The 23,176-nt window shown below is 62.3% G+C and carries 14 protein-coding genes and 1 pseudogene; 4 read left to right on the top strand and 11 right to left on the bottom strand.

Going from position 1 to position 23,176, the window contains the following annotated elements; genetic code table 11:
- Window positions 1–110 precede the first annotated feature (110 nt).
- From GYH35_RS27325 to GYH35_RS27305, 5 genes are all read right to left on the bottom strand, one after another.
- Window positions 111–1,451, bottom strand: a complete 1,341-nt coding sequence (locus GYH35_RS27325) for an amidohydrolase (RefSeq protein WP_161830064.1) — start codon at window positions 1,449–1,451, stop codon at window positions 111–113.
- Between the two features lie 3 nt (window positions 1,452–1,454).
- Window positions 1,455–2,648 carry an alpha/beta hydrolase gene (locus tag GYH35_RS27320; RefSeq protein WP_161830063.1) on the bottom strand — a complete coding sequence of 398 codons (1,194 nt, stop codon included), beginning with the start codon at window positions 2,646–2,648 and terminating at the stop codon, window positions 1,455–1,457.
- Window positions 2,649–2,660: 12 nt separating this feature from the next.
- The gene (locus GYH35_RS27315) at window positions 2,661–3,698 is read right to left on the bottom strand and encodes a DODA-type extradiol aromatic ring-opening family dioxygenase (protein ID WP_202624755.1); all 1,038 of its coding nucleotides are present in this window, start codon (window positions 3,696–3,698) and stop codon (window positions 2,661–2,663) included.
- Window positions 3,699–3,940: 242 nt separating this feature from the next.
- Entirely contained in the window at window positions 3,941–7,768 is a 3,828-nt protein-coding gene (locus tag GYH35_RS27310) for a translocation/assembly module TamB domain-containing protein (RefSeq protein WP_161830061.1), read from the bottom strand.
- Window positions 7,765–9,510, bottom strand: coding sequence for an autotransporter assembly complex protein TamA (locus GYH35_RS27305; RefSeq protein WP_161813381.1), 1,746 nt, complete (start codon window positions 9,508–9,510; stop codon window positions 7,765–7,767). Before GYH35_RS27305 ends, GYH35_RS27310 begins: the two co-directional genes overlap by 4 nt.
- Window positions 9,511–9,678: 168 nt before the next feature.
- Between GYH35_RS27305 and azu the strand changes: the two genes are divergently transcribed.
- Window positions 9,679–10,143: an azurin gene (gene azu, locus GYH35_RS27300; RefSeq protein WP_161813380.1), complete on the top strand. Its 465-nt coding sequence runs from the start codon at window positions 9,679–9,681 to the stop codon at window positions 10,141–10,143.
- On the opposite strand, the gene GYH35_RS27295 is transcribed toward azu, so the two are convergent.
- The 4 genes from GYH35_RS27295 to GYH35_RS27280 form a co-directional block, all read right to left on the bottom strand.
- Entirely contained in the window at window positions 10,077–11,597 is a 1,521-nt protein-coding gene (locus tag GYH35_RS27295) for an MFS transporter (protein WP_161830060.1), read from the bottom strand. The two genes, azu and GYH35_RS27295, sit on opposite strands and share 67 nt — an antisense overlap.
- Window positions 11,594–13,405, bottom strand: coding sequence for an alpha-amylase family glycosyl hydrolase (locus GYH35_RS27290; protein WP_161830059.1), 1,812 nt, complete (start codon window positions 13,403–13,405; stop codon window positions 11,594–11,596). Before GYH35_RS27290 ends, GYH35_RS27295 begins: the two co-directional genes overlap by 4 nt.
- A gap of 84 nt (window positions 13,406–13,489) precedes the next feature.
- Window positions 13,490–16,273, bottom strand: a complete 2,784-nt coding sequence (locus tag GYH35_RS27285; RefSeq protein WP_161830058.1) for a TonB-dependent receptor — start codon at window positions 16,271–16,273, stop codon at window positions 13,490–13,492.
- A gap of 108 nt (window positions 16,274–16,381) precedes the next feature.
- The gene (locus GYH35_RS27280) at window positions 16,382–18,001 is read right to left on the bottom strand and encodes an alpha-glucosidase (protein ID WP_161830057.1); all 1,620 of its coding nucleotides are present in this window, start codon (window positions 17,999–18,001) and stop codon (window positions 16,382–16,384) included.
- 205 nt (window positions 18,002–18,206) lie between these two features.
- Here GYH35_RS27280 and GYH35_RS27275 point away from each other — a divergent pair, with 205 nt between their 5' ends.
- From GYH35_RS27275 to GYH35_RS27265, 3 genes are read left to right on the top strand one after another with little or no spacing between them, the layout of a single operon-like run.
- Window positions 18,207–18,851, top strand: coding sequence for a 2Fe-2S iron-sulfur cluster-binding protein (locus GYH35_RS27275; protein ID WP_161830056.1), 645 nt, complete (start codon window positions 18,207–18,209; stop codon window positions 18,849–18,851).
- Window positions 18,848–19,837 carry an FAD binding domain-containing protein gene (locus tag GYH35_RS27270; protein ID WP_161830055.1) on the top strand — a complete coding sequence of 330 codons (990 nt, stop codon included), beginning with the start codon at window positions 18,848–18,850 and terminating at the stop codon, window positions 19,835–19,837. Before GYH35_RS27275 ends, GYH35_RS27270 begins: the two co-directional genes overlap by 4 nt.
- Window positions 19,837–22,128, top strand: coding sequence for a xanthine dehydrogenase family protein molybdopterin-binding subunit (locus GYH35_RS27265; protein WP_407700231.1), 2,292 nt, complete (start codon window positions 19,837–19,839; stop codon window positions 22,126–22,128). Before GYH35_RS27270 ends, GYH35_RS27265 begins: the two co-directional genes overlap by 1 nt.
- Before the next feature lie 142 nt (window positions 22,129–22,270).
- On the opposite strand, the gene GYH35_RS27260 is transcribed toward GYH35_RS27265, so the two are convergent.
- A complete protein-coding gene (locus GYH35_RS27260) occupies window positions 22,271–22,636 on the bottom strand; it encodes a PRC-barrel domain-containing protein (protein WP_161813371.1) in 366 nt (121 codons plus the stop codon).
- 143 nt (window positions 22,637–22,779) lie between these two features.
- Window positions 22,780–23,176, bottom strand: a pseudogene (locus GYH35_RS27255) (DUF1624 domain-containing protein); the annotation flags it as partial.

The following is a 23,176-nucleotide window of genomic DNA, read 5'->3' as shown; positions in this document are numbered from 1 at the left end:
TCATCTGCACTGATACAGCGCGTATTTCGAAAAAGCAGTCCCCAATGTGGGGATGCCGAGTGGGACAGAGTTTCAATCTGTCCCTTTCTGTCCCCGCGCGGGCGCGCAGGCTACGGTTTTGCGCGCAAGAATTGAAGCGCGGTGAGTACTTGCGCTTTGACGCCGATCGCGAGCACTCGCTCATCGATGTCGAACCTCGGCGAATGATTCGACGGCGTCGAGGCCTTGTCCTTGAAATCCCTGGTCGAGCCGATGATGTAGTACACGCCTGGAATCTCCCGTTCGAAGAACGAGAAATCCTCGGCCGCGGCTCGCAGCGGCGCCCTGGTGTCGACGCCCGCCGCACCGGCGGCTTCTTTCAATGCCGGCATGATGGACTCGAGAATCTTCGGATCGCTGCCGGTCACATGCGCCTGCTTTCGGTAGCTCACCTGCGCGGTGGCGCCATAACTCTTTGCCAGGCCCTCGACGGACGTATCGATGAGTTCCTGCAGCCGATGCAAGCGCTCTTCGCTGAAGGTTCGGATGGTCCCCTGCAACGTCGCATCGCCCGGCAGAATGTTGCCTCTCACGCCGGCTTGCATCATCCCGATCGTGACTACATTCGGCACATCGAACACGTCCACTTGTCGCGCCGACAGGGTCGTCAGGCTCTTGACGATATCGGCGGAAAGATTGATCAGGTCGGTGCCTTCCCAAGGACGCGCGCCGTGCGTCTGCCGACCCTGCAGATCGATGCGCAAGTCGGTGGCGCTGGAGAGTAGCGGCCCATAACGAACATCGATGCGGCCGGGCACGCCCGGCTCGACGTGCAAGCCGAAGATTGCATCGGGCTTTGGATTGCTCAGCGCCCCTTCCTTGATCATCTCCGACGCGCCGCCCTGCTCTCCGATGGGCGGACCTTCTTCGGCCGGCTGGAAAATGAAAACGACCGTGCCGGGAATTTGATTGCGCATCCCCGCCAGCACCTGTGCCGCGCCCATGAGAATCGCTGTGTGCGCATCGTGCCCGCACGCATGCATCACGGGCACAGTTTTGCCGTTGTATTCGGCGGTGACTTTCGATGCGAACGGCAAGCCGGTCTGCTCTTCGACAGGCAACGCATCCATATCGGCACGAAGCGCGATCACTCGACCGGGCTTCGCCCCTTTGAGCACGCCGACCACACCCGTCTTCGCCACGCCGGTGCGGACTTCGATACCGAGCGATTGCAGATGCCTGGCCACGAGCGCCGCCGTGCGCGTCTCGCGATTGCTCAGCTCGGGATGCTGATGAATGTCACGCCGCCAGGCAATGACCTGCTGCTCGATCGCCGCGACCTTCGAATCGACCGCAGCGGTCTGCGCGGCCGCGACGTTGGAGAGCGCTATAGCCAGGCAGACCAGAATCGCTTTTCCCCCTCCCGTACACGGGAGGGGGGCAGGGGGGTGGGTCTTCCGGCAGGAAATCATCGCTCAACCTTCCGGCGGCGGCTTCGTGCCATGCTTCTGATCCATTTCCTGACGCTCCTCGTGCAGCTTGCGATGCTGCAAATACGTCAGTCCCGAATTCAACGAATACTGAAACTGCTGATTCCACGCCATCCGCTTCTGCTCCGGCAACTTGCGAATCCGCATGCGCAACTTATAACGCTGCTCCGCCGTGAGCTGCAGATATTCCTCCGCCGTCGGCACCTTGATGCCGCCCGGTGGCTTGCCCATGCTCACCACCTTCGCCGCCAGCTCCGGCGCCTGTACCGTCGGCGCGAGCGCAAAGCGAACGCCTCGCGAGATCGCAGCGGGAATCACCGTGCCGTGATCCTCCCCCGGGAACATCACGAACTTCGCCTCGATCCCTTTCAGCTTCGACAGGTAATCGGCGAACTCGCGCGCGTTATCCACTTGCTGGCGCTCCTTCAGGATGTCTGCATTGGAGCCCTGCCCATGCACCGACGGGAAATCCGGATCCGCCGCCTGCTCATATTCGCCCACCGTGATCAGCACTCGCGGCGTCACCTGCTGCGTCTGCAGCTTCGGCTCGAGCCGGCCGCGCACATTGTCCTTCTGCATCATCCGGCTCTCGAACCAGATCGACGGGCTGGCCGCGACGAAGTTGTCGACCAGGCCCGGTGAATTGATCAGCGCATACAGCGTGAACAAACCGCCATAAGAGTGACCGAACAACGTTTCACGCGTGTTGTCGATCTTGAAACGAGCGGCGACGTCCGGCTTCAGCTCGTTCTCGATGAAGCGCAAGAAAGCCTCCGCGCCGCCGGTTCCCGGCTTTGGCGTGGTGCTGACCGATGGCGTGAGATCGATCTGCCGCTCGGTGTTCGCCTTCAACTCTTCGGGATAGCCGATGCCGATCACGACCGTGCCCCGCCCCGTCGGCCGCCGCTCCGACGCCCGCACCGTGTCCACCATCGTCGCGAACATGATGTTCGCATCGAGCACGTAAACGGCGGCGTACCCTTCCTCGGGTTGCGGCTTGGTCGGCAGCGCGGTGTAGATCTGATAGCGGCGGCCATTCTCCTTGCCGACCATCTCGCGAACTTCAACGTTCGGCAGCGCTTCCGCCGCCCTCGCCGCGCCGGCCCAGCCGAGCAGCGCAACCGTCAAGATCATCAGGGCGCGCGAGCACTTGCCCCAGTCGAAACTCATCTTTGTCATGCGTTACTCGAGTTATTTATTCGGCGCGAAAATCGCCGTGACCTTGCTGGAATTGAAGACGTAGGTTGCGACGAAGTCCGACCAGGTGCACTTCTGCCCCAACTCGTTCATCGCGCCGGCCAGCGCGTACCAGTTCAACAGCTCATGCTCACCGGAGCGCTCCAGCTCCGCCAGCTTCATGCCCGTCCAGACGTCCCAGTCGTTGCGGGTCAGCGCTTCATACAATCGCTTGTCGAGCGCCACGTCGGGCTGCACGCGATACGTTTGATCGTTCAAGAACGCATGCGACCAACTCGATGAGGCCACCAGCGCCACGCGCCACGGACTCTCACGGAAGATCCGCGCCACTTCGGCGCCCAGCTTGAAAATGCGCTTCGGCGACGGCGACGGCGGATCCAACTCTCGCCCGCGGTCGGCAAGCTTGCTGATGAAGCCGCGATAGCTGATGACCGAGCGGCCATAGCAGTTCACTTGAAACGGCACGACGGGATACGGGAAGCCGCGGCGGTCGTAGTCGAGATACAAAATCGAATTCAGGAATGCGTGCGGCAGGCCGGGGTGATGCAGCGGCTTGTAGGCGTACGCGACGTCGAACTCGCGTTCGAGCAACTGCTCGGTCAGGAATTTCGCGGCCTTGCGATGACCGCGCACCAGGATGGAGTGATCCCGCTTCTCCCTCCAGACATTGGGCTTGCCGCCGCCCCACTCATCTTCATGAGCCTCGGAAAACATCGCCGACTCGGATGCGTGCGCCCACGGCTGGATGGTCATGTCGTCGTACGCCATCACACAGAACGGCGGCACGATGTCTTCCTTGAAATTCTCGTACTGATCGTCACCCCAGATCACGACCAGGTCCGGCTTGAACTCATCGATCGCCGCCCGCGCCTTGGCGAGACCCACACGCATGGCCGCGCGATGGCGGGCGGCGCCGGCGATACCTTCATCGCTGCCCCACTCTTCGCGCATCAACTGTGGCCATTGCGACGGGTCTTTGAGCGCGGCGGGGACGTCGGGGTCCTTCAGCCGACCGCGAAGGATATTTGCCATATCCTCATCGCACCCACTGAGCGGCGGATAATGCGAGATACCAATGCCGAGAATTTCCGCCATCGCAATGAACCCGTGGTAGCCAGCGCGAGCTTACTCTCTCATAAGGCCAAGGTTTCGAAATTAACACGACCTGACCGGCCCGATTGAGCGTATGTCGAACAATATTTGGAAATTCTTGCCAAGGCAAGCCGGCTGCGTCGGTGGCTCGCATCACCAGAGGCGGCAAGCGCCACTCTTACTTATCGTTGCGTCCGAAACTCGATACCCGCCCGAGTATCCTCCGGCCCCCGCTGAGCCTGCACCGACAAGTCGCGCGAAAGCTTGTACCGCAGAGTGATGACTTCCCCCGGCTCGAACAATCCAACCCCATAGCTCAAATACACACGCGGCGACAGATACTGCCCAACCGTCAACGCCGCCCCACCGAGCATCTCATCGTCCTTGACCGCCACCTCATCCGCCCCCAAGCGTCGGCCCAAATTCTTCGCGAGCAATCCTCCCGCAGCCGCGCCCAACGACCTCGTTGCCGCCTGCACGGCATCCCCCTCACCCGAGCCCGAGCCGATGTCATCTAACGGCTTGCCCGCGACGATGTATGAAAGCGCATTCGCCTGACTCATCGGCGGATCGGAGAACACCGTGAGCTCCGGACTCTGCGCGCTGCCTCGAATTCTCAAGCCGGCGACAACTTCATCCACCTCGCGCGTTGCCTCGATTCTCAGCCTCGGATTGTCGAGCGGCGTCGACGCATACAGCAGCTGACCTTGCTGAATCGTCAGGTCCTGCCCATACGCTTTATAGGTACCCGTGACGTTCACATCGCCCGACGCCACCGTGTCCGTGCCCGGCCGCTCCCTCACATCGAGCTGCCCGGTCACCTTCGCGACCAGGCCAAAGCCGGTGAGATTGACCGCCTCCTCCTTGAGCTCCGTCCTCCTCTGTTCTTCCCCGCCCAACACGATCGTGATGTCCGCGTACAACGGAATCGCCTGCTCCGCTGCTTCTTCCGGCGTCTCCGCATCGATCACAACCACGTCCGGCGACGCGGCCTGCGCCTTATCGCCGCCTCTCGGCAGCTTCTGCAAATTCACATCCGCGGAAGGAATGCGAACCTTGCCTGAGAGCGTCGTCCGCTCCTCGTTACGCACGACATCGATATCCGGCGAGATGAGCACTTTCGCGCCCGGAATGTCCGCGGCGAGGAAACGATTGCCGTCGACTTGCATGTTGATCATGCCGCTCGTCGACGCCGTGCCCGCGAACTTCAGCGAGCCGTCTCCGGAATCGACGCCGCCCGACACCTGAAACTCCGTGGTCGACTTCGGCCGCACATCGAGGCGGCCGTTCTTCAGATGCAATCCAACCGCGGGAATATCCGCCGCCAGCTCCGCCGCCGTGACCTCACCTGTGATTGCCGGCTCCTGCAGCGTTCCACTCACGCTGCCCCTGGCATCCATGCGCCCGTGCACGTTCGCGAGCTGCGGTGCGAACACGGCGAATGGCGCGAGATCCGGCAGACTCGCGTTCATGCGCGCATTGATCTGTGTATCGTCCTGATTCAGCCCGCGGATCTCGCCTTCGCCTTGCAACGATCCGTTCTCCATCAGACCGGTGCTGATCGACGCTCGGGCATCCGCGCCCGACAGGTTCGCGTCGATCTTGAAATCCCGATACGTCAACAATGTTTCTTCTTCGGCGGGCTCCGACTCGCTGCCGGCCACCAGCGTGCGCGACATGCTGCCGGAGGGCGAGCGGATCGACGCGTTGCCGAACAAGTTGCCATCGGCGTCGCGACGAATGTCGCCCTGACCCTGAATCATGCCCTTGAATCGCAACGGCAGCTCGTCGCTCGACATCGAGTTCGCGAGCGCCAGCGGCACGTTGGCCAGCGAGTAGCTGCCCTGCATGGATCCGTCAGGCTGCATGCCACCTTGCAGGCACAACTCGATGTCACGATCGACGAAGCACGCGCGCGACACATCGACCGCCATCTTCTGATCCTGCGTCTTCATGACGATGTTCGCCGGCTCACGCAAGCTCAAGCGCGCCGCATCCTTCACATCGAGCACGAGCCGCTGTACCGCGCCAGACCAACCATCCTCCTGTCGCCCGCCCTGCACAGCGATAGAGAACGCGACTGGCTTGCCGGTCGTATTCACTTCCGCGCGGTGCTCAGCCGAGTTGCCGGACGCATTTGCCTGCACTGTTTCAAACTCGAAGCCTGCCGCCGACAGCCCCTCCATTTGCACCTTCACCGCCCCGCTGGGATCGAGCGGCTTGTTCACATCCGCATCGAGCGTGATTCCCTGCAGACGCATCTCGTTCATGCGCAGCTCATGACCGCGCGCATTGCCGTTGATCGCCACATCCGGCCACTTGCCGAGCACACGGAAGTTCGCCGCCAGCTGGCCCTCGGAGTCCGGCAGCCAGTCATTCAACGAAGCCACGTTGACTGCGATGGTGGCGTTGATCTTCTCGCCCTTCGCCGCCTCCACCCGCAACGAGCTCTGGCCCGAGTTCAGCGCGACTGTGCCGGCGGGTAAGTAGGGCGCGGTGAGCGTCATATCTGCATCACCCGAGATCTGACGACCGCGTAATCGGCCGCGCAACTCGCTCAACTTCAACGTGGCGTCCGGTCCCTGCTCCGTCATCTTGCCTTGTGTGGCCAATTGAAAACGCAAACTGCCCGGCCACTCGACCGCGAACGCGCCGGGATCGAAGTCTTTTCCTTGCGCGTCGACGACCCATGCCAGTTGCGGCTTCAGATCGACTTTGCCGGTGGCGGCCAGCCGGCCTTTCGGCTGCACGATGTCGAACTGTTGCAGCTCGACCAGCTCAGGCGTGCCTCGCACTTGCAGGGCAATGTCCGCCTGCTGTTTCGGTGGACCCAGCGTGAGCCGCCCTTTCGCGTTGTACAGCGTTGGATTGCCATCGAAGTCCAGCTCGCCGTGCGTGTACAGCTCCTGCCCGACCCATGCGGAGGGCACTATGACATCCCGCCAGCGCGCGCTGGCCTTGCTGACCCACGACTCCTCCGAGAACTGGATATCGGCATTGGCCATCAGCTCGCCCGCCGTCGCGCCGATCTTCAACAGCGTCTCCAGCTGTAACCGTTCCTCGCTTCGCGTGAAGCGCACGCTTTCCAGCTCGAGCGGCTCGTCATTGATCGACACTCGACCGGACACAACGCCCTGATCGAACGTTCCCTCGCCATGCAACGATGCCGCGAGACTTTGGAAACTCGAGTCCGGCATCAGCTCCTTGCGAGGATCGAAGCGCGGCACTTCAAGTTGCAGTTGCCACTGATGATCGGGCGCTTGCGTCACTTTGGCGTGCAGGATGGCCTCGAGCGGCGCCGACAATTTGGTGCTGAGGACCGCGTCCGCTTCGTTCGCCGAGGCGAGCAATGTGCCTGCGAACTTCTGCTCGCCCGCCGTCCATTCGAATCTTCCCCGGCCCTCGCCGAGGAACGCCTCGTTCTGCGCGACACGTCCGTGGAACGTCACGAAGCCCTGCGGCGATTGCACGTTCAGTGTTCTCACGGCCAGCGCGGCTTCGGTCCAGCCGCCAGCGAACGTCGCTCGGGTGACCTCGACGATGGTCGCTTCCGGATTGCGCAGCTTCACATCGCGAGCAAGAAACGAATCGACGACGATATCGATCGGCGGCTTCAGGGTGAACGGCTTGGAGGGCTCTTCCGGCGGCGGCTCTTCCGTCGGCTCCTGCATCAGCACGTCGATGCCACTCACGTTCAATCGATCGACATGCACGAGCCGGCGCCACAGATCGCTCAATACCAGGTCGACCTCGAGCCTCGCCACCGAGGCGTCGATGCCCGCCGCCGGATCTAGATAGTGCAAATTGGCGATGCGCAGCGGTCCGGCAATCGAGCCGTCGATGGCGCCGATGGCAAGTTTCCCGCCCATGATCGCCTGTGCACGCTCGGCGGCGAAGCGCGTGCCGGACTGCGTGTTGATGACCCACACGATCGCACCGACCACGAGCAGAATCAGCAGCGCGATCGCGATGCCTGTCCACGCCAGGGTTTTCTTCAGCACGCCGCTCATAAGTCCGGCCCGATGATCAGATGAACTCGCCAGCCGCCGTCCAGATCGGTGACGACCGGGCGCGCCAGGTCGACCCGCACCATCCCGATCGGGGATTTCCAGCGCAAGCCGATGCCCGCGCCCACATTCATGTCGAAGCTGGACTTGAATGCATCGCCGGCGTCGACGAACACCGCCGCGCCCCAGTTCTGGAAAAAGAAATGTTCGTACTCGGCGCTGCCGGCGATCAGATACTCGCCGCCGATGACGCCGCCGCTGGCATTGGTCTCGCCGATCGCCTGATAGTCGAAGCCGCGAATGGACCGATCGCCGCCGGCGAAGAAGCGCAGCTCCGGCGGCAACGCATCGAAATCATCCACGATCATGCCGCCGAGCGCGGCGCGAAAAATCACGCGCCCGTCGGCCGTGACTTTTTTCAGCCATTTTCCTTCGGCGCGTAGCTGCGCGAAGGTGGTGTCGGAGAGCACCTGTTCGAAGCCGAAGCGCAGGCCATACAACAAGGAATATCCGGAGGTCGGAAAGTAAATGTCGTTGGCCTGTTTGCGCGTGAGCAGGCCATCGGCATAGAGCAGGCTGGTCTGGCCGCGCTCATCCGCGATCTCGAAGTCGCCGTTCAAGTACTGCAAGCCGACGGTGCGAGTGAACCCCTTCCAGCGATCGGCAACCTGGGTGGCCGCGAGCCGGAACATGCGCGACGTGCTGGTGTCGGTCTCTTCGTCTCGATAGCCGACGCCGAAGATGTAATTGCGCGGCCGCGGGCCGGGCTTGGGAATCTGATACTTGACGCTGTACTCCTCCAGTCGCGAGGAATACTCGATTTCGCCGCCGAGCTTGTGGCCGCGTTTGTTGAGCCAACGCCGCTGCACGCCCACCTTGGCGCCGGGACCCGAGTCGGTGCCGAAGTAGAGGTTCGCCGTGTACAACGTGCGCTTGGCGGGAATCAGCATCACGTCGACGGGCACTTCGCCATTCGCGGCATGCTCCAGGTCGGGCGCGACCGCCACCGATGTGAAATAGTCGGCATCGACCAGCGACTGCTGCAGGGCCAACAGCTTGTCCGCTGAGTAGTACTCGCCGTCCTTCCACAGTTTGTATTTTTGCAGGAACGAATCCGGGAACTGGGTCTTCGAGAAGCGCAGCTCGCCGAGGCGGTAGCGCGGCCCCACGTCCCACGCCAGATCGATATCGGCCGTGTTCGCACTGCGAACGACTGACACTTTATGGCGCACCAGTTGCGCGCCGAGAAAGCCATCGTTGGCGAGCGCCTTGGAGATCTGATCCTTGCTGCGCTCGTAGGTGGCGTGATCCAGTCGCTCGCCGTGCCTGGGCTCGAACTTCTGCACCGCCTGTTTGACCGGGTCGAGCGCGGTGGCCTCGGGCGCGACTTCGATGCTCGATTGCTGAACGATGACCGGCTCGCCGACTTTCACATCGTAGACCGCGTGAAATTTACCGGGCTCCGGCCGCTCCAGCCGGCCGTCGACACTCGGGTTGTAGAAGCCGAAGGGCTCGAGCGAGCGCACGATCTGCTCCTTGCCCCGATCGAACAGCCGGCGCGCCTGGGCGGCGGACACGTCCCGCTCTTCGTATTGTTTCAGCTCGAGGTTGGCGCGCGCCGATTCGAGCATATCTTCCTCGAGTCCATTGATGGTGACGGTGACCCGCTCGGCGAGCGCGGTTGCGGTACAAAACACGCACAGCACCGACAAGCCGGCGCCACGCAAAATCCGCAGATTTGTCATGGACCGGGTAGCCGGGAGTGGGGTTCAGATCTCATTCATTAGGGACGTTTTAGTGCCCGTGTTGTTCCACGGGTCGGTGTCGGGAAGTCCGGGTGCAGGGCGCTTGAAAGCCGGCCGCCCACGCCGGACAATCCGCACGCGTCTATCACCGCATCAGCAGGTAATCCGATGACAATCTCAAGAATTCTCGCATCCACCGTTCTGCTCGGCGCGCTCAGCGTCTTCGCTCCGCTCACTCACGCCGCCAAGACCTGCGAGCTGGCCATCGAAGGCAACGACGCCATGCAGTTCAACAAGCAGTCGCTGGCCGTGGCCGCCGATTGCACCGAAGTGAAGCTGACCCTCTCGCATCCTGGCAAGCTGCCCAAGAGCGCCATGGGTCACAACTGGGTGCTGACGGAAACGTCGGTGTTCCAGGCGGTCGCCACCGCCGGCATGTCGGCTGGCTTGCCGAACGACTATGTGCCGAAGGACGATGCCCGCGTGATCGCCCACACCAAGGTGATCGGCGCCGGCGAGACCACCAGCGTCACGTTCCCGACCTCGAAGCTGAAGAAAGGCGGCGATTACACCTTCTTCTGCTCGTTCCCCGGCCACTGGTCGGTGATGAAGGGCAAGCTGACTTTCGGTTGAACCCGTAGCACGGCGAGGCCAGCCAGAAACAGGCTGGCCCCGCCGATGACCAGGGCATAGACGGGCTCGCCGCCCAGGAACGTCCGCAGCAGAAAGCCCAACACGCTGGCCGCCAGCAGCTGCGGAATCACGATGAAAAAATTGAAGATGCCCATGTACACGCCCATCTTTTCGGCGGGCAGGTTGTCCGAGAGCAAGGCATAGGGCAGCGACAGGATCGACGCCCACGCGAAGCCGACACCGATCATCGCGACCAGCAGCCATTGCGGATCGCGAATCGCCACGAATGACACGAATCCCAGGGCGCCCAGCCACACATTGATCATGTGGCTCACCCGCAAACCCCAGCGCCGCACCATGAACGGAATCACGATGGCCGCCAGCGCCGCGAATCCGTTGTACGCCGCGAACAGCACGCCGACCCAGTTCGCACCTTCGTTGTACGCGACAGACTGAACGTCACTCGTGCCGAAATGCACTTGTGTGACAGCCGCGGTCGTATAGATCCACATCGCGAACAAGGCGAACCAGGAAAAGAATTGCACCACGGCGAGCCGGCGCATCGCGTCGGGCATGTCGTGCACATCGGTCATGATGGCGGTGAACAGGTTGTCCGATCGCGCAGCGCTCAGCACCAGCAAAGCCACGCCGTAAACCGCAATCCCGCCCGCCAGCAGATACAGCTGCCGATCCCAGTGCAATAGATGTATGGCGAGCAGCCCGACCACACCGGCGCCGAGCCAGACTGCGCCATCGCGCCGCGACCGTGCGACGTCGAGCGGCCGCTGGCGCACCACGCCCGCGTCATCGAAGCTCTTGAGCTGATCGGGTGGATATTCGCGCGTGCTGAAGACCGTCCAGCTCACCGCGCCCAGCAGCATGAAGCCGCCGAAGTAAAAGGAATATTTCACGGTGTCGGGAATCTCGCCGGGCCCGGCGGTGTTCTCGACACCGAGCCTGGTCAGCATCCACGGCAGCAGGCTCGCGATGACCGAGCTGACGCCGATGAAAAAACTCTGCATCGCGTAGCCCGCGGGCCGTTGCGGCGGCGGCAGTTGATCGCCGACGTAAGCGCGAAACGGCTCCATGGAGACATTGATGGACGCGTCCAGGATCCACAGCAGCCCCGCCGCGATCCACAGCGTCGGAGAATTCGGCATGAACAACAGCGCGAGCGTCGCAGCCAGGGCGCCGAAGAAAAAATACGGTCGCCGGCGACCGAGGCGAGTCCACGTACGGTCGGAGTAGTAACCGACGATGGGCTGCACGATCAGCCCGGTCAGCGGCGCCGCCACCCACAGCATGGGAATCTCATCGAGCTGCGCGCCGAGCGTCTGGAATATGCGGCTCACATTGGCGTTCTGAAGCGCGAAGCCGAACTGGATGCCGAGGAATCCGAAACACATGTTCCAGATCTGCCAGAACGACAGCGCGGGCTTCTGCATGCGGCTCATGACTCATCTTGCGCCGCGCACACCACGTAGCTCAAGGGCTCGAGGGTCACCTTATAGCTGCCCGGTGCAGTCGGGCGTAGCGCGCAGGTTCCTTTCAACGACCGGAATGCGCGAGTGCGGACATCGACTTCCACGTTGGCCTGCAAGGCTTCAGTCGAGGTGTTGAAAGCAACCAGAATCTCGCGCTCGGTCTGCGGGTCGATGCGCGACACGGCGAACAGCCCGGGCTTTTCCGAGTAGTTGCGCACGATCTGCTTGCCCCGGCGCAAGGCGGCGTTTTCCTTGCGCAGCGCCGACAGCTCGGCGATGGCCGCATACAAAGGATGATCGCGATCGAAGTTGCTGACCGCCGTCGTCGCTTGGGTTCCCAGCAAGGCGTTGTCGTTGTAGCTGGCAACACGGCTGGCGAACATGTCTTCACGAGCGTCCTGATCGGAGCCGTCGCCCGCGAAGCCCTGCTCATCGCCCGCATAGACCACCGGCACACCACGCAAGGTGAACATCATTGCGTGCGCAAGTATCGATCGTTTCAAGACGCCGGCATCGTCGGCTCCCGGCATATTGGCGCGGGCGTAATGACCGAAGCGGCCGATGTCATGGTTGCTGATGAAGGTCGGCAACTGAATCGCCGCCTCGTCGCCCCCTTCGTAGAGCGCATCGCTTCTGTAGAGCCACGCGAGCTTGTCCGTGCCCACGCCCTTCGTGAGCGTGTCGAGCACGGTGGCGCGGAAAGCAAAGTCCAGCACGCCGGGCATTCCGTCGACGCGAGTGCTCCAGGCGAGCGGAACGACATCGCCGGTTTCTGCAAACACTTCGCCAAAGATATGAAAGTTGGAGATGCCACGTGCGTGCGCGGTCTTCAGCATCGCGGGCACGAATGCCTGCCAGAACTCCGGGTTCACGTGACGTGTCGTGTCGATGCGAAAGCCGTCGACGCCGAAGTCCTCGATCCAGCGCTGGTAGATCTCGATGAAGCCGCGCAGCACCCGCGGATTCTCGGTCATGAGATCGTCGAGGCCGACGAAGTCGCCCATCATGCTGTTCTCGCCGCGGAAGGTGGTATTGCCGCGGTTGTGATACCAGATCGGATCGTTGAGCCACTCGGGAACCTTCACTTTCGCTTCGGCCGGGCGAACGAAAGGTTCATAGGCGTAGTCGGCGCGCGTGAGCTTCGCGAAGTTGGCTTCGGTCTGGACGCTTTCGCCCAGAAAGCCCTCGTTGATGGCCGAGCCGTCGGTGCCACCGGCCCGGCTGTATGGATAGTCGGCGCGTGAGCGATAGACGCAGTCGCTTTCGGGACATTGCCGATACGAGATCACATCGGCCGTGTGGTTGGTGATGATGTCGAGATAGACCTTCATCCCGCGCGCGTGTGCGGCCTCGATCAGCTCCTTCAACTCTTGCTGCGTGCCGAAGTGCTCGTCGACGCGCGTGAAATCGGTGATCCAGTAACCGTGATAGCCCGCGGACTCCTGACCGGGCGGTCCTTGCACCGGCTTGTTCTTATAGATCGGGCCGAGCCAGATGGCGGTGGCGCCCAGACCCTGGATGTAATCGAGCCGCTCGATCAGCCCGCGCACGTCGCCGCCGTGATAGAAACCTTTGTGCGTGGGATCGAAGCCGGTCTTGAGCCGATCGCCCTTCAGCCCGCCGCGATCGTTCTTCGGATCGCCGTTCTCGAAGCGGTCCGGCAGCAGGAAATAAACGATCTCGTCCTGCGGCAACCGCGCGCGAAATGCATTCGAGTCGAATGTTTCGGCGGCCAGCGAGCCGGACACACACAAGCACAGCACGGCGAACCAACGCATCCCGATCCTCACTCGAATGAACGCCCCATCATCCCCTTCCCGGGGGTGGGAAGGAAGGGGATGTGGGGCCACGACAACGGTCGATCAGAGCCGATAGTTGATGCCGAGCAGATACTGCCGGCCGTACTCCTGGAAGTCCTGCTGACGAGTCTCGGTCACCGAGTACGCGATGTACGGCTCGTTGGTGAGGTTGTTGACCTGCACGAGTATCGACAGACCCTGCAACGCGCCGGGGCCGAACTCGTAGCCGAGCTGCGCATCGGTGATGCGATCGCCCTTCACGTATTTGAAGGCGCGATCGTTGGCGAAGTTGGTCACCTCACCGATGTACTTCGAGCGCGAGCGAGTCGCGACGCGCGCCGAGAAGCCCGCGTTCTCGTAGTAGAGCGTCGCATTCCACACCGTCTTCGACAGGCCCGGCAGCGGAATGTCGCCCAGCCCGTTGCCGCCGGTGAACTGATTGTTCGGCGGATCCTCGATGGTGATGCTGCTCTCGGTGCGCGACACGCTCAGGATGGTGCCGAAGCCGCTCAGCACATCCGCGAACAGCTCGCCCGTCAGCGCGACGGACAGCTCGAGGCCCTTCAAATTACCGCCATCGCCGTTCACCGGCCGCGTGAACCGGCCGGTTGTCGGAATGTCGATCGTGGGATCGGTGAAATATTCCGGCGGCAGGGTCGCGAGGAAATCGGAGAAGTCGTAGTCGGCGATGGTCTGGGCGTAGATATAAGTCTTCAGGTCCTTGTAGAAGCCCGCCAGCGACACGTACGCATTCGGTCCGAAATATCTTTCATACGAAATGTCGTACGCGACCGCGCGCCACGGGTCGAGACGCGGATTGCCACCCGAGCCGCCGGGCAAGCCGGTTCCCGAGTCGTAGCCAATTTCGCTGGACGCTTTCAACTGATCCATGCGGGCGCGCGCGATTTCCTTCGCGACACCGACACGGACCGCTTGATCCGATGGCAGCATGAACGCGAAGTTGATCGCAGGCAGCACGTCTGTGTATTTCTTGCCATCGCTGATCGGCACCGGGTTGCCGTTCTCCAGGCGCAGGGCCTCGGAGCTTTGATCCGTCTGCACCACCTGCACGCCGACGTTGCCCTTCAACGTCACGCTCGAGGACAGCTCGTGATCGAGCTCGCTCTTGACGTAGCCGGTCGTCACCTTCTCGGTGACTTCCCAGTTCTTGCCGACCAGGTACTCGAAGCCGTCCTCATCGGGGGTGTGGTAGACGATCGGGTTGTAGAAATCGGCGAGCACGCCCATCACATCCCACGCGAGCGCGCGGCCGGCATTCGCGTAGCCGAGATTGGTCGGCGCGAGCAGATGGTCGCTCACCTGGTAGTAGGCGTTGTTTCGAGTCGAGAGATTGCCTTCGGGCTGAAACTTGTCCTTGCTGCGATCCGAGTAGTTGGCGCCGACGGCGATATTCCTCAGCCACGCGGTATTCAGCTCGCGGATCACATCGAAGCGCCCCGAGGTCAGCTCGTCCTCGATGTGCGGAATCTTGCTGTAACCCGCGCCATAGATCGTGGGGCCGACCCGAACGCCGGTGGGATCGGCGTAGTTCATGTTGAAACGCAGCGTCGGCATGTCATCGCGCGACAGGCTGAAGAAGCCCGAGTCGGGAATGTTGGAGGTGCCGCCGGCCACGAACTGGCCGTTGGTTTCGTACTGCTGTTCGTCGCGCTCGGCCTTGGAGTAGCTCACATCGGCGATGAAGGTCCAGCTGCCAGCGAACCACTTGTTGTTCCAGCCGGTCGCGAAAATCTCGTCCTCGGTCTTGAACAGGAAGTTGCGCGCCAGCGGCACGCGGTTGAGCAGCGTGCCGCCGATGACGGTGTTATCGGCGATGATGGGGGCCGCGAAGCCCTGCCCCTGGATGGGATAGTTGCCCAGGTTCACTTCCAGGCTGCGTGCGTTGTCGGTCTGCTTGCGCTTGGTGTAGTACAGATCGAGCACGGTCTCGTAGGCATCGCTCGGCCGCCATTGAATCGCCGCCATCGCGCCGTCGCGGCGATTCTCGCCCATGTCGGAACGGATCTTCATGCCGTTCGTGACATACAGGCCGTCCGCCACTTCGGGGTGATAGTTGAATCCGTCCACGTCCGGATCGTTCGCATGCCACGGCTCATAGGTGCCGGCGCCCTGAATGGCCAGCGGCGATTCCAGATGCGCGAAGCCGAAGGTGACGCCGAGCGTGTTATCCAGGAACTGATCGATGTACGAGAAGCTGGCGCGATAGCCCATCTCGTCGGAGTCGGCGCCCATGTCGTTCTGCGAGTTCATCTCGCCGCGCACGTTCATCACGATCGCGCGATCGTTAACGTCGAGCGGACGCGTCGTGCGCAGATCGATCGTGCCGGCGAGACCCTGGCCAACCAGTTGCGCGTCGGGCGTCTTGTACACCAGCACCGAGCTCAGCAGCTCCGACGGATACTGATCGAACTCGATGCTGCGATTGTCGCCAGTGCTCACCTGCTCGCGACCGTTCAGCAATGCGCTCGTGAAGCCTGGATCCGTGCCGCGCAAGCTGATTGCGGACGCACGACCTTCGGCGCGCTGCGAGGTCAGGCCAGGCAGACGTGACAATGAGTCGGCGATGCTGGTGTCGGGCAGCTTGCCGATGTCTTCGGCGGAAATCGCTTCGATGATGCTGCCCGAGTCGCGCTTGAGCTCGATCGATTCTTCGATACTGGCGCGAATGCCGGTGACGACGACCGTCTCCAACTCGCTGCTGTTCGCCGCCGTCGTTTGCTGAGCGTGCGCCGCGGCTGCAAACAGCAGCGCCATTCCGATTGCCGTTCCGCCGCCCAGACCACGCGTCACCGCACGCGCCAGCCGCAGGTTCGAGATCGTATTCATTGTCCATTCCCCCTGTTTCCGCCGGCGATCCGGCTTGATTTAATTCGATGATCGTTTTTTGCGATCGTAGGTCCGCGACTACGGCGGAACAACGCTATGCATACGTATTCATGATGGAACCCGAGCGAATACGACGCCGTGACCCGGCAACGTCAGGCGCTCATCGCGCAACTCGCCCGCCAGGACGCCGACGCTCTCGACTTGCTCCGTCCCCGCCGGCAGCCGCACGACTGTCTGCATCGTTTCAGGCGACAGATTGAACGCCGCGAAGATGCGTGAATCGCCCTGGCTTCGCGTGAATGCCAGCAAGGGCTCGGGCACATCGATGAACTCGATGTCACCCCAGCGCAGCGCTGGATGACGACGACGCCATTGCAAGAACCCGCGGGTTGCGTTCAGCACCGAGTGCCGGTCGGCGAGCTGAGCCTCGACATTGCAATCCCGATGCTCTGCCGCCACGGGCAACCACGGTCGCGCGGTGCTGAAGCCGGCGTGCTCGCCGCCGTTCCATGGCATCGGCGTACGACAACCGTCACGCCCTTTGAAATTCGGCCAGAACGCGATGCCGTACGGATCGCGCAACGACTCGAACGGCACGCTGGCTTCGCTCAAGCCGAGCTCTTCGCCCTGATACATGCAGACCGAGCCGCGCAGCGAACACAGCAGCGCGATCAGCTGATTCGCCAGATGCCTGGAAGGACGCTCGCCACCCCAGCGGGTCACTACACGGCGCACATCGTGATTCGAGAACGCCCAACACGGCCAGCCATCGGTCAGCTTCGCTTCGAAGCCTTCGACCACCGCTCGAATGTGCCGCGCCGAATATTCTTCGGACAGCAATTCGAAGCTATAGCCCATGTGCAAGCGATCGGCGCTCGTGTACTCCGCCGTGGTCGCGATCGAATCTTCGGAAGAAATTTCCGCCAGGGTCACTGCGTGCGGATACTCATCGAGCAAGGCGCGCAGCTCGGCAAGAAATTGCAGGTTCTCCGGCTGCGTGTTGTCGTAACGATGGTATTGAAAGGCGTACGGATTCTCCGGACTGAAGCCGCGCGTGGTGCGCTCGTTGGCCGGCTTCGGGGGATTGTCACGCAGCGCGCGGTCGTGAAAACAAAAATTGATCGCATCGAGCCGCAGTCCATCGACACCCTTGTCCAGCCAGAAGCGCACGTTATCCAGCACGGCACGGCGCAGCTCGGGCTGATGAAAGTTCAGGTCCGGCTGCGAGGACAGGAAATTGTGCAGGTAATACTGGCGACGGCGCGGCTCCCAACGCCAGGCGACGCCGCCGAAAATCGACAGCCAGTTGTTGGGCGGCGTGCCATCGGGCTTGGGATCGGCCCACACATACCAATCGGCCTTGGGGTTGTCGCGGCTCTGCCGGCTCTCGCGAAACCACTCGTGCTCGATCGAGGTGTGACTGAGCACCTGGTCGATCATCACCTTCAGGCCCAGGCGATGCGCCCGGCTCAGCAACTCGTCGAAATCGGCCATGGCGCCGAACAAGGGATCGACGGCGCGATAGTCCGCCACGTCGTAGCCGAAATCCGCCATCGGCGAACGAAAGAACGGTGCAATCCAGATCGCATCGACACCGAGCTCGGCGACATAGTCGAGCCGCTGCACGATGCCTGGCAGGTCGCCGACCCCATCGCCGTTGCTATCGACGAAGCTGCGCGGATAGATCTCATAGATCACCGCGCCACGCCACCACGGCGGTACTGACATCGGCTCGCATCCCCACTGTTCTCGGACGCGCAGAGATTACCTTCAGCACCCCGTCGATCTCGACAGTCTGCATACGTATTCATAAGCGCCGCGTTACGTAGAAGCTGGCAAGAGGCGGACAGGAACGGGCAAGCGCCCGGGGGAACTCACCTGCACATAATCCGTTACGTCCAGTCGCCCGCTCGCCGCCAGCCAAGGATCCGCCATGACCGATGAGTCCCCCTTGAGCGTCGATCGACGCACCCTCTTGAAGACCAGCGTGGCTGTCGGCGTCATCGCCCATCTGCCCGCGCTCACGAATGCAGCCGACGCTGCCAACAAGGCCGCGCAGCCTGTCAACATGACAGTGACCCTGCGCATCAACAATCAAAGCCATCCGCTCACGCTCGACACGCGCGCATCACTGCTCGATGCCTTGCGCGAGCAACTCGGCATGACCGGCACCAAGAAAGGTTGCGATCATGGCCAGTGCGGCGCGTGCACCGTGTTGGTGAATGGCCGACGCATCAACTCGTGCCTGACACTCGCCGTCATGCACGACGGCGATGAGATCACGACCATCGAAGGCATCGGCACGCCGGAGGATTTGCATCCGCTGCAGTCCGCGTTCATCGAGCACGACGGCTTCCAGTGCGGCTACTGCACGTCCGGGCAGATCTGCTCCGCCATCGGCATGCTCAAGGAAGCGGCCGACGGCTGGCCCAGCCATGTGAGCAGCAATCTCACGGCGGCTCGCGTCGAATTGACCGATGCTGAAGTGCGCGAGCGAATGAGCGGCAATCTCTGCCGATGCTCGGCGTATCCGAACATCGTCGCGGCTATTCAATCGGTACGCGGAGTCGGCGCATGATTCCCTTTACTTACGAAAGAGCGGCCGACGCGAACAGCGCCGCGAAAGCGGCGGCACAGCCCGGCGCGAAGTTCATCGCCGGCGGCACGAACCTGCTCGACTTGATGAAGCTCGAGATCGAGCGGCCCGCGCACCTCATCGACATCACTCGACTGCCCCTGCGCCAGATCGAAGCGAAGGACGGTGGTGTGCGCATCGGCGCGCAAGTACCCAACAGCGATCTGGCCGCTCATCCATTGATTCGCGATCGCTATCCGGTGTTGTCGAAGGCGCTGCTGGCCGGCGCGTCGGGGCAACTGAGAAACAAGGCGTCGACTGGCGGCAACCTGTTGCAACGGACACGTTGCTACTATTTCTACGACACGTCGAAGGCCTGCAACAAGCGCGAGCCGGCATCGGGCTGCGCGGCGCTGCAAGGATTCAATCGCATCCACGCCATTCTCGGGGCCAGCGATTCGTGTATCGCCGTGCATCCGTCGGATATGGCCGTGGCGTTGACGGCACTCGAGGCATCCATCGAAACCATGCTGCCCGACGGCTCGAAGCGCACGCTGCCCATTGGCGAACTGCACCGACTGCCCGGGGACACGCCGCACATTGAAACGACGTTGCACCCTGGAGAGTTGATCACTGCCGTCGTGCTCCCTCCGCCACCTCCTGGCAATCAAACATATCGGAAGGTGCGCGACCGCGCCTCATATGCATTCGCGCTGATCTCGGTTGCGGCGATCGTACGCGTCGAGGCGGGTCGCATTCGAGACTCACGAATTGCGCTCGGCGGCGTCGCTCACAAACCCTGGCGTGCGCTCGATGCAGAAAGGGCACTGCGTGGAAAGCCGGCTTCAATGGAAAGCTTCGCAAACGCAGCTCGAGCGGCGCTGCGGTCCGCGAAGAGTTACGGCGGCAATGATTTCAAGATCCCACTGGCCCATCGCGTGCTGACTCGCACGTTGGCCGAGGTGGCTGGCATCGAAGGAGCGGCATGATGGCAACTCGATCTCCCCTCAGCCCTGCCATCAATCCCATCGAGGAGAATCGCCAGGGCATCATCGGCAAGCCGCTCGACCGCGTCGATGGTCCGCTCAAGGTGACGGGGCGCGCGAAGTACTCGTACGAGTATCGCGGCGTCAAAGATACGACCTATGGATTCATTGTCGGCTCCACCATCGGTAAGGGTCGCATCTCCGCCATCGACACGTCGCGTGCGGAAAGCGCACCTCGCGTGCTCGCCGTGGTCACGTATCAGAATGCGCCAAAGCAGGCGCCGCTGCATCCGAGAGAGCCTGGCCCGAGTCGATTTGATCGCTCCGAGCCGTTCTTGTTTTCGCCCGAGGTGCGTTACTTCGGCGAGCCGGTGGCGCTGATCGTCGCCGAGACATTCGAAGCCGCGCGACATGCCGCGGGTCTGGTCTCGGTTCGCTATGTGAAAGACCCACAAGCCAAGTTCGATTTGATGACCCATCAGTCGCAGGCTTACAAACCGAAAGGCGTCAACGCCGGCATGAAGGCGGACACGAGCGAAGGCGATTTCGACGGGGCCTTCGCGTCCGCTGCTGTGAAAATTGATGTGACCTATCACCTGCCCCATGAGCACAGCATGCCGATGGAGCCGCACGCCACGCAAGCAGTCTGGGAAGGCGATCATCTGACGCTGTACTCGGGTCAGCAGGTCGCCGCGTGGGCTCAGTCCAGCGTCGCGAAGACACTACAGCTTCCGCTGGAAAACGTGCGCATTCTGACACCGTACGTCGGCGGCGGCTTTGGCTCGAAGGTGCCGATCCATGCGCAGGCGGTGTTGGCCGCGCTCGGCGCGAAGGTGGTGCGACGTCCCGTAAAGATCGCGCAGACGCGGCCGCAAATGTTCGCCAATACCAACCATCGCCCCGAGTGCTTGCAGCGCATGCGGCTGGGTGCGACCAAGGACGGCACGCTGACCGCGATTGCTCACGACGTATGGTCGCAAACGACGCCGTTCGATGAGTTCATCGAGCAGACTGCCGCGTTCAGTCGCGTGATGTACGCAGCCCCGAATCGCTTTCATCGCCATTGGGGCGTGATGCTGGATCTGCCGACCTCGGACATCATGCGCGCACCGGGCGAAGAGCCCGGCAGCGTTGCGCAGGAGTGCGGCATGGATGAGCTTGCGGTGGCGCTCGACATGGATCCCATCGAGCTGCGGATCAAGAACGAGCCGACCGACGATCCCGAAACTCATCTGCCCTTCTCCAGTCGATCGCTGGTGGAATGTTATCGCGAGGGCGCGCAACGATTCGGCTGGTCGAAACGGCCGAAGCGGCCGGGCACGCTGCGCGACGGCCGGTGGCTGGTGGGCTACGGAGTCGCGAGCGCGATGTTTCCAACCTATCTGCGCCCGTCCGCCGCAGCGGTGCGATTGAATGCCGATGGCGCCGCCATCGTGAAAACGGACATGACCGACATCGGCACGGGCAGTTACACCGTGCTGACCCAGGTCGCCGCCGAAAGCCTGGGCCTGCCCACGGACAAAGTCACGGTGGAGCTCGGCGATACCCGGCTGCCGAAGTCGGCCGGCTCTGGCGGATCGTTCGGCGCCGCCAGCGCGGGCTCGGCGATCTTGCTCGCGTGCGAACAGCTGCGTTCGCAGATCGCTCAGCTCGTCAGCAAGGACCGTCGCTCTCCGCTCGCAGGCGCGAACGTCGGCGAAGTGGCATTGCGCGGTGGCAACGTGGTGGCGGGCGAGAAATCGGAGTCACTGCAAGCCGTGCTCTCGCGACTCGCACCATCCGGCATCGAGGGGAAAGGCGAACATCAAGGTGCGGAAAAGCAGCCGAAATATTCTTCGCACGTGTTCGGCGCGCAGTTCGCCGAAGTCGGCGTGGATATCGATACTGGCGAGATCCGCGTGCGTCGCATGCTCGGCGTGTTCGGCAGCGGCCGCATCCTGAATCCGAAGACGGCGCGCTCGCAGCTGATCGGCGGCATGATCATGGGTATCGGCGCCGGCCTCACCGAAGAATCGGTGGTCGATCCGCGCGATGGCTCGTTCGTCAATCGCGACCTCGCGGAATATCATGTGCCGGTACACGCCGATGTGACGCAGATCGAGGCGATCTGTCTCGAGGAGAAGGAACCGTACGCCAATCCGCTCGGCATCAAAGGCCTCGGCGAAGTAGGCATCGTCGGCGTCGCCGCCGCCCTCGCCAATGCCGTCTATAACGCCACGGGCGTTCGGGTTCGCGAATTCCCAATAACCTTGGACAAAGTTCTGGGCGGCCTTCCCGACACGATCGCCACCTGAGCTCCCACATAAAACGAGCGACCCACCAATCTTGGGGGTCGCTCGCGCTACCTGACGATTCTTCAAGCAATCGCCAGCCATCAAACCTTCAGACTCTTACACTGCTTCTGACCTTTCGGTCGCAAACCCGAATGGGAGATAACTATTCCCAGTAGCGGGGTGAACGGTAGTAGTCGAAGGCTCGATCCCGATAAGCCAGGCCGTCGTCCTTGGTCAATTCCGACAGCGAATCCGCCGGCGCCGCCTGCAGCTGCTCCTTCGTGACATTCACCACGTAGCCGCTCTCGTCCTCTTCGTACGTCAGCATGCTCCATGGAATGGGATGGTACTTCTCTTTCACGCCGAGCAGTCCGCCGAAGCCGACGGCCGCGAACATGATGTTGTTGGACGTCTTGTCCAGCACCACGTCCTCGATCTCGCCGATCTTCTTGCCGGTCGGATCTTTCACCGCGGTGCCGATGACCTTCTTGGCTCGAATCGCTTTGGTGTGTCCGCTCGCAGTAGGCATGACTCGCTCCTCTTCATCGATTGAATTCTACCTTTGGCAGTTCAATGACTGGAGCTTCGCCGAGTTCCTGCGAAGTCTCTGGCGCGCAGTCGGTGCCGGGCCGACGGAGAAGTTACACGCCCGAGCTCGATAAACGGGGAGCGTTACAGATAACTGAGCCACCAGTCGCGCCGCTCTCGTTTTACGCGTGCGAACCACGACGACAGCGGATAGAGCATCAGCAGTACAGCGAGCCAGGTCGCATAGACGACGGGAAGCTCGTAGCCCTGCCCTGTCGGCGCGCCCGCGAAGCGCGCCAGGAAATCGAAGTAGTACGACGCCGACAGTCCACCGAGCACGCCGATGAGCAATGCGACGCTGTGCGCCAGGTAGATGTGCAGCACATACGTGAACAACGACGTGCGGCCGAAGGCCAGCAGGACTTTCTGCAATCGTCCCGTCAACTTATCCAGCGCGAGGAACAGCAGCATCGAGACGCCGAGCGTCACCAGCACATACATCAGCGACGGTGGATATTTGGACACGTTGATGAACGACAGT

Source organism: Steroidobacter agaridevorans, assembly GCF_009932555.1.
Lineage (GTDB): Bacteria > Pseudomonadota > Gammaproteobacteria > Steroidobacterales > Steroidobacteraceae > Steroidobacter > Steroidobacter agaridevorans.
The sequence above is the reverse complement of the archived record's forward strand: the minus strand, read 5'-3'. Positions and strand labels throughout refer to the sequence as shown.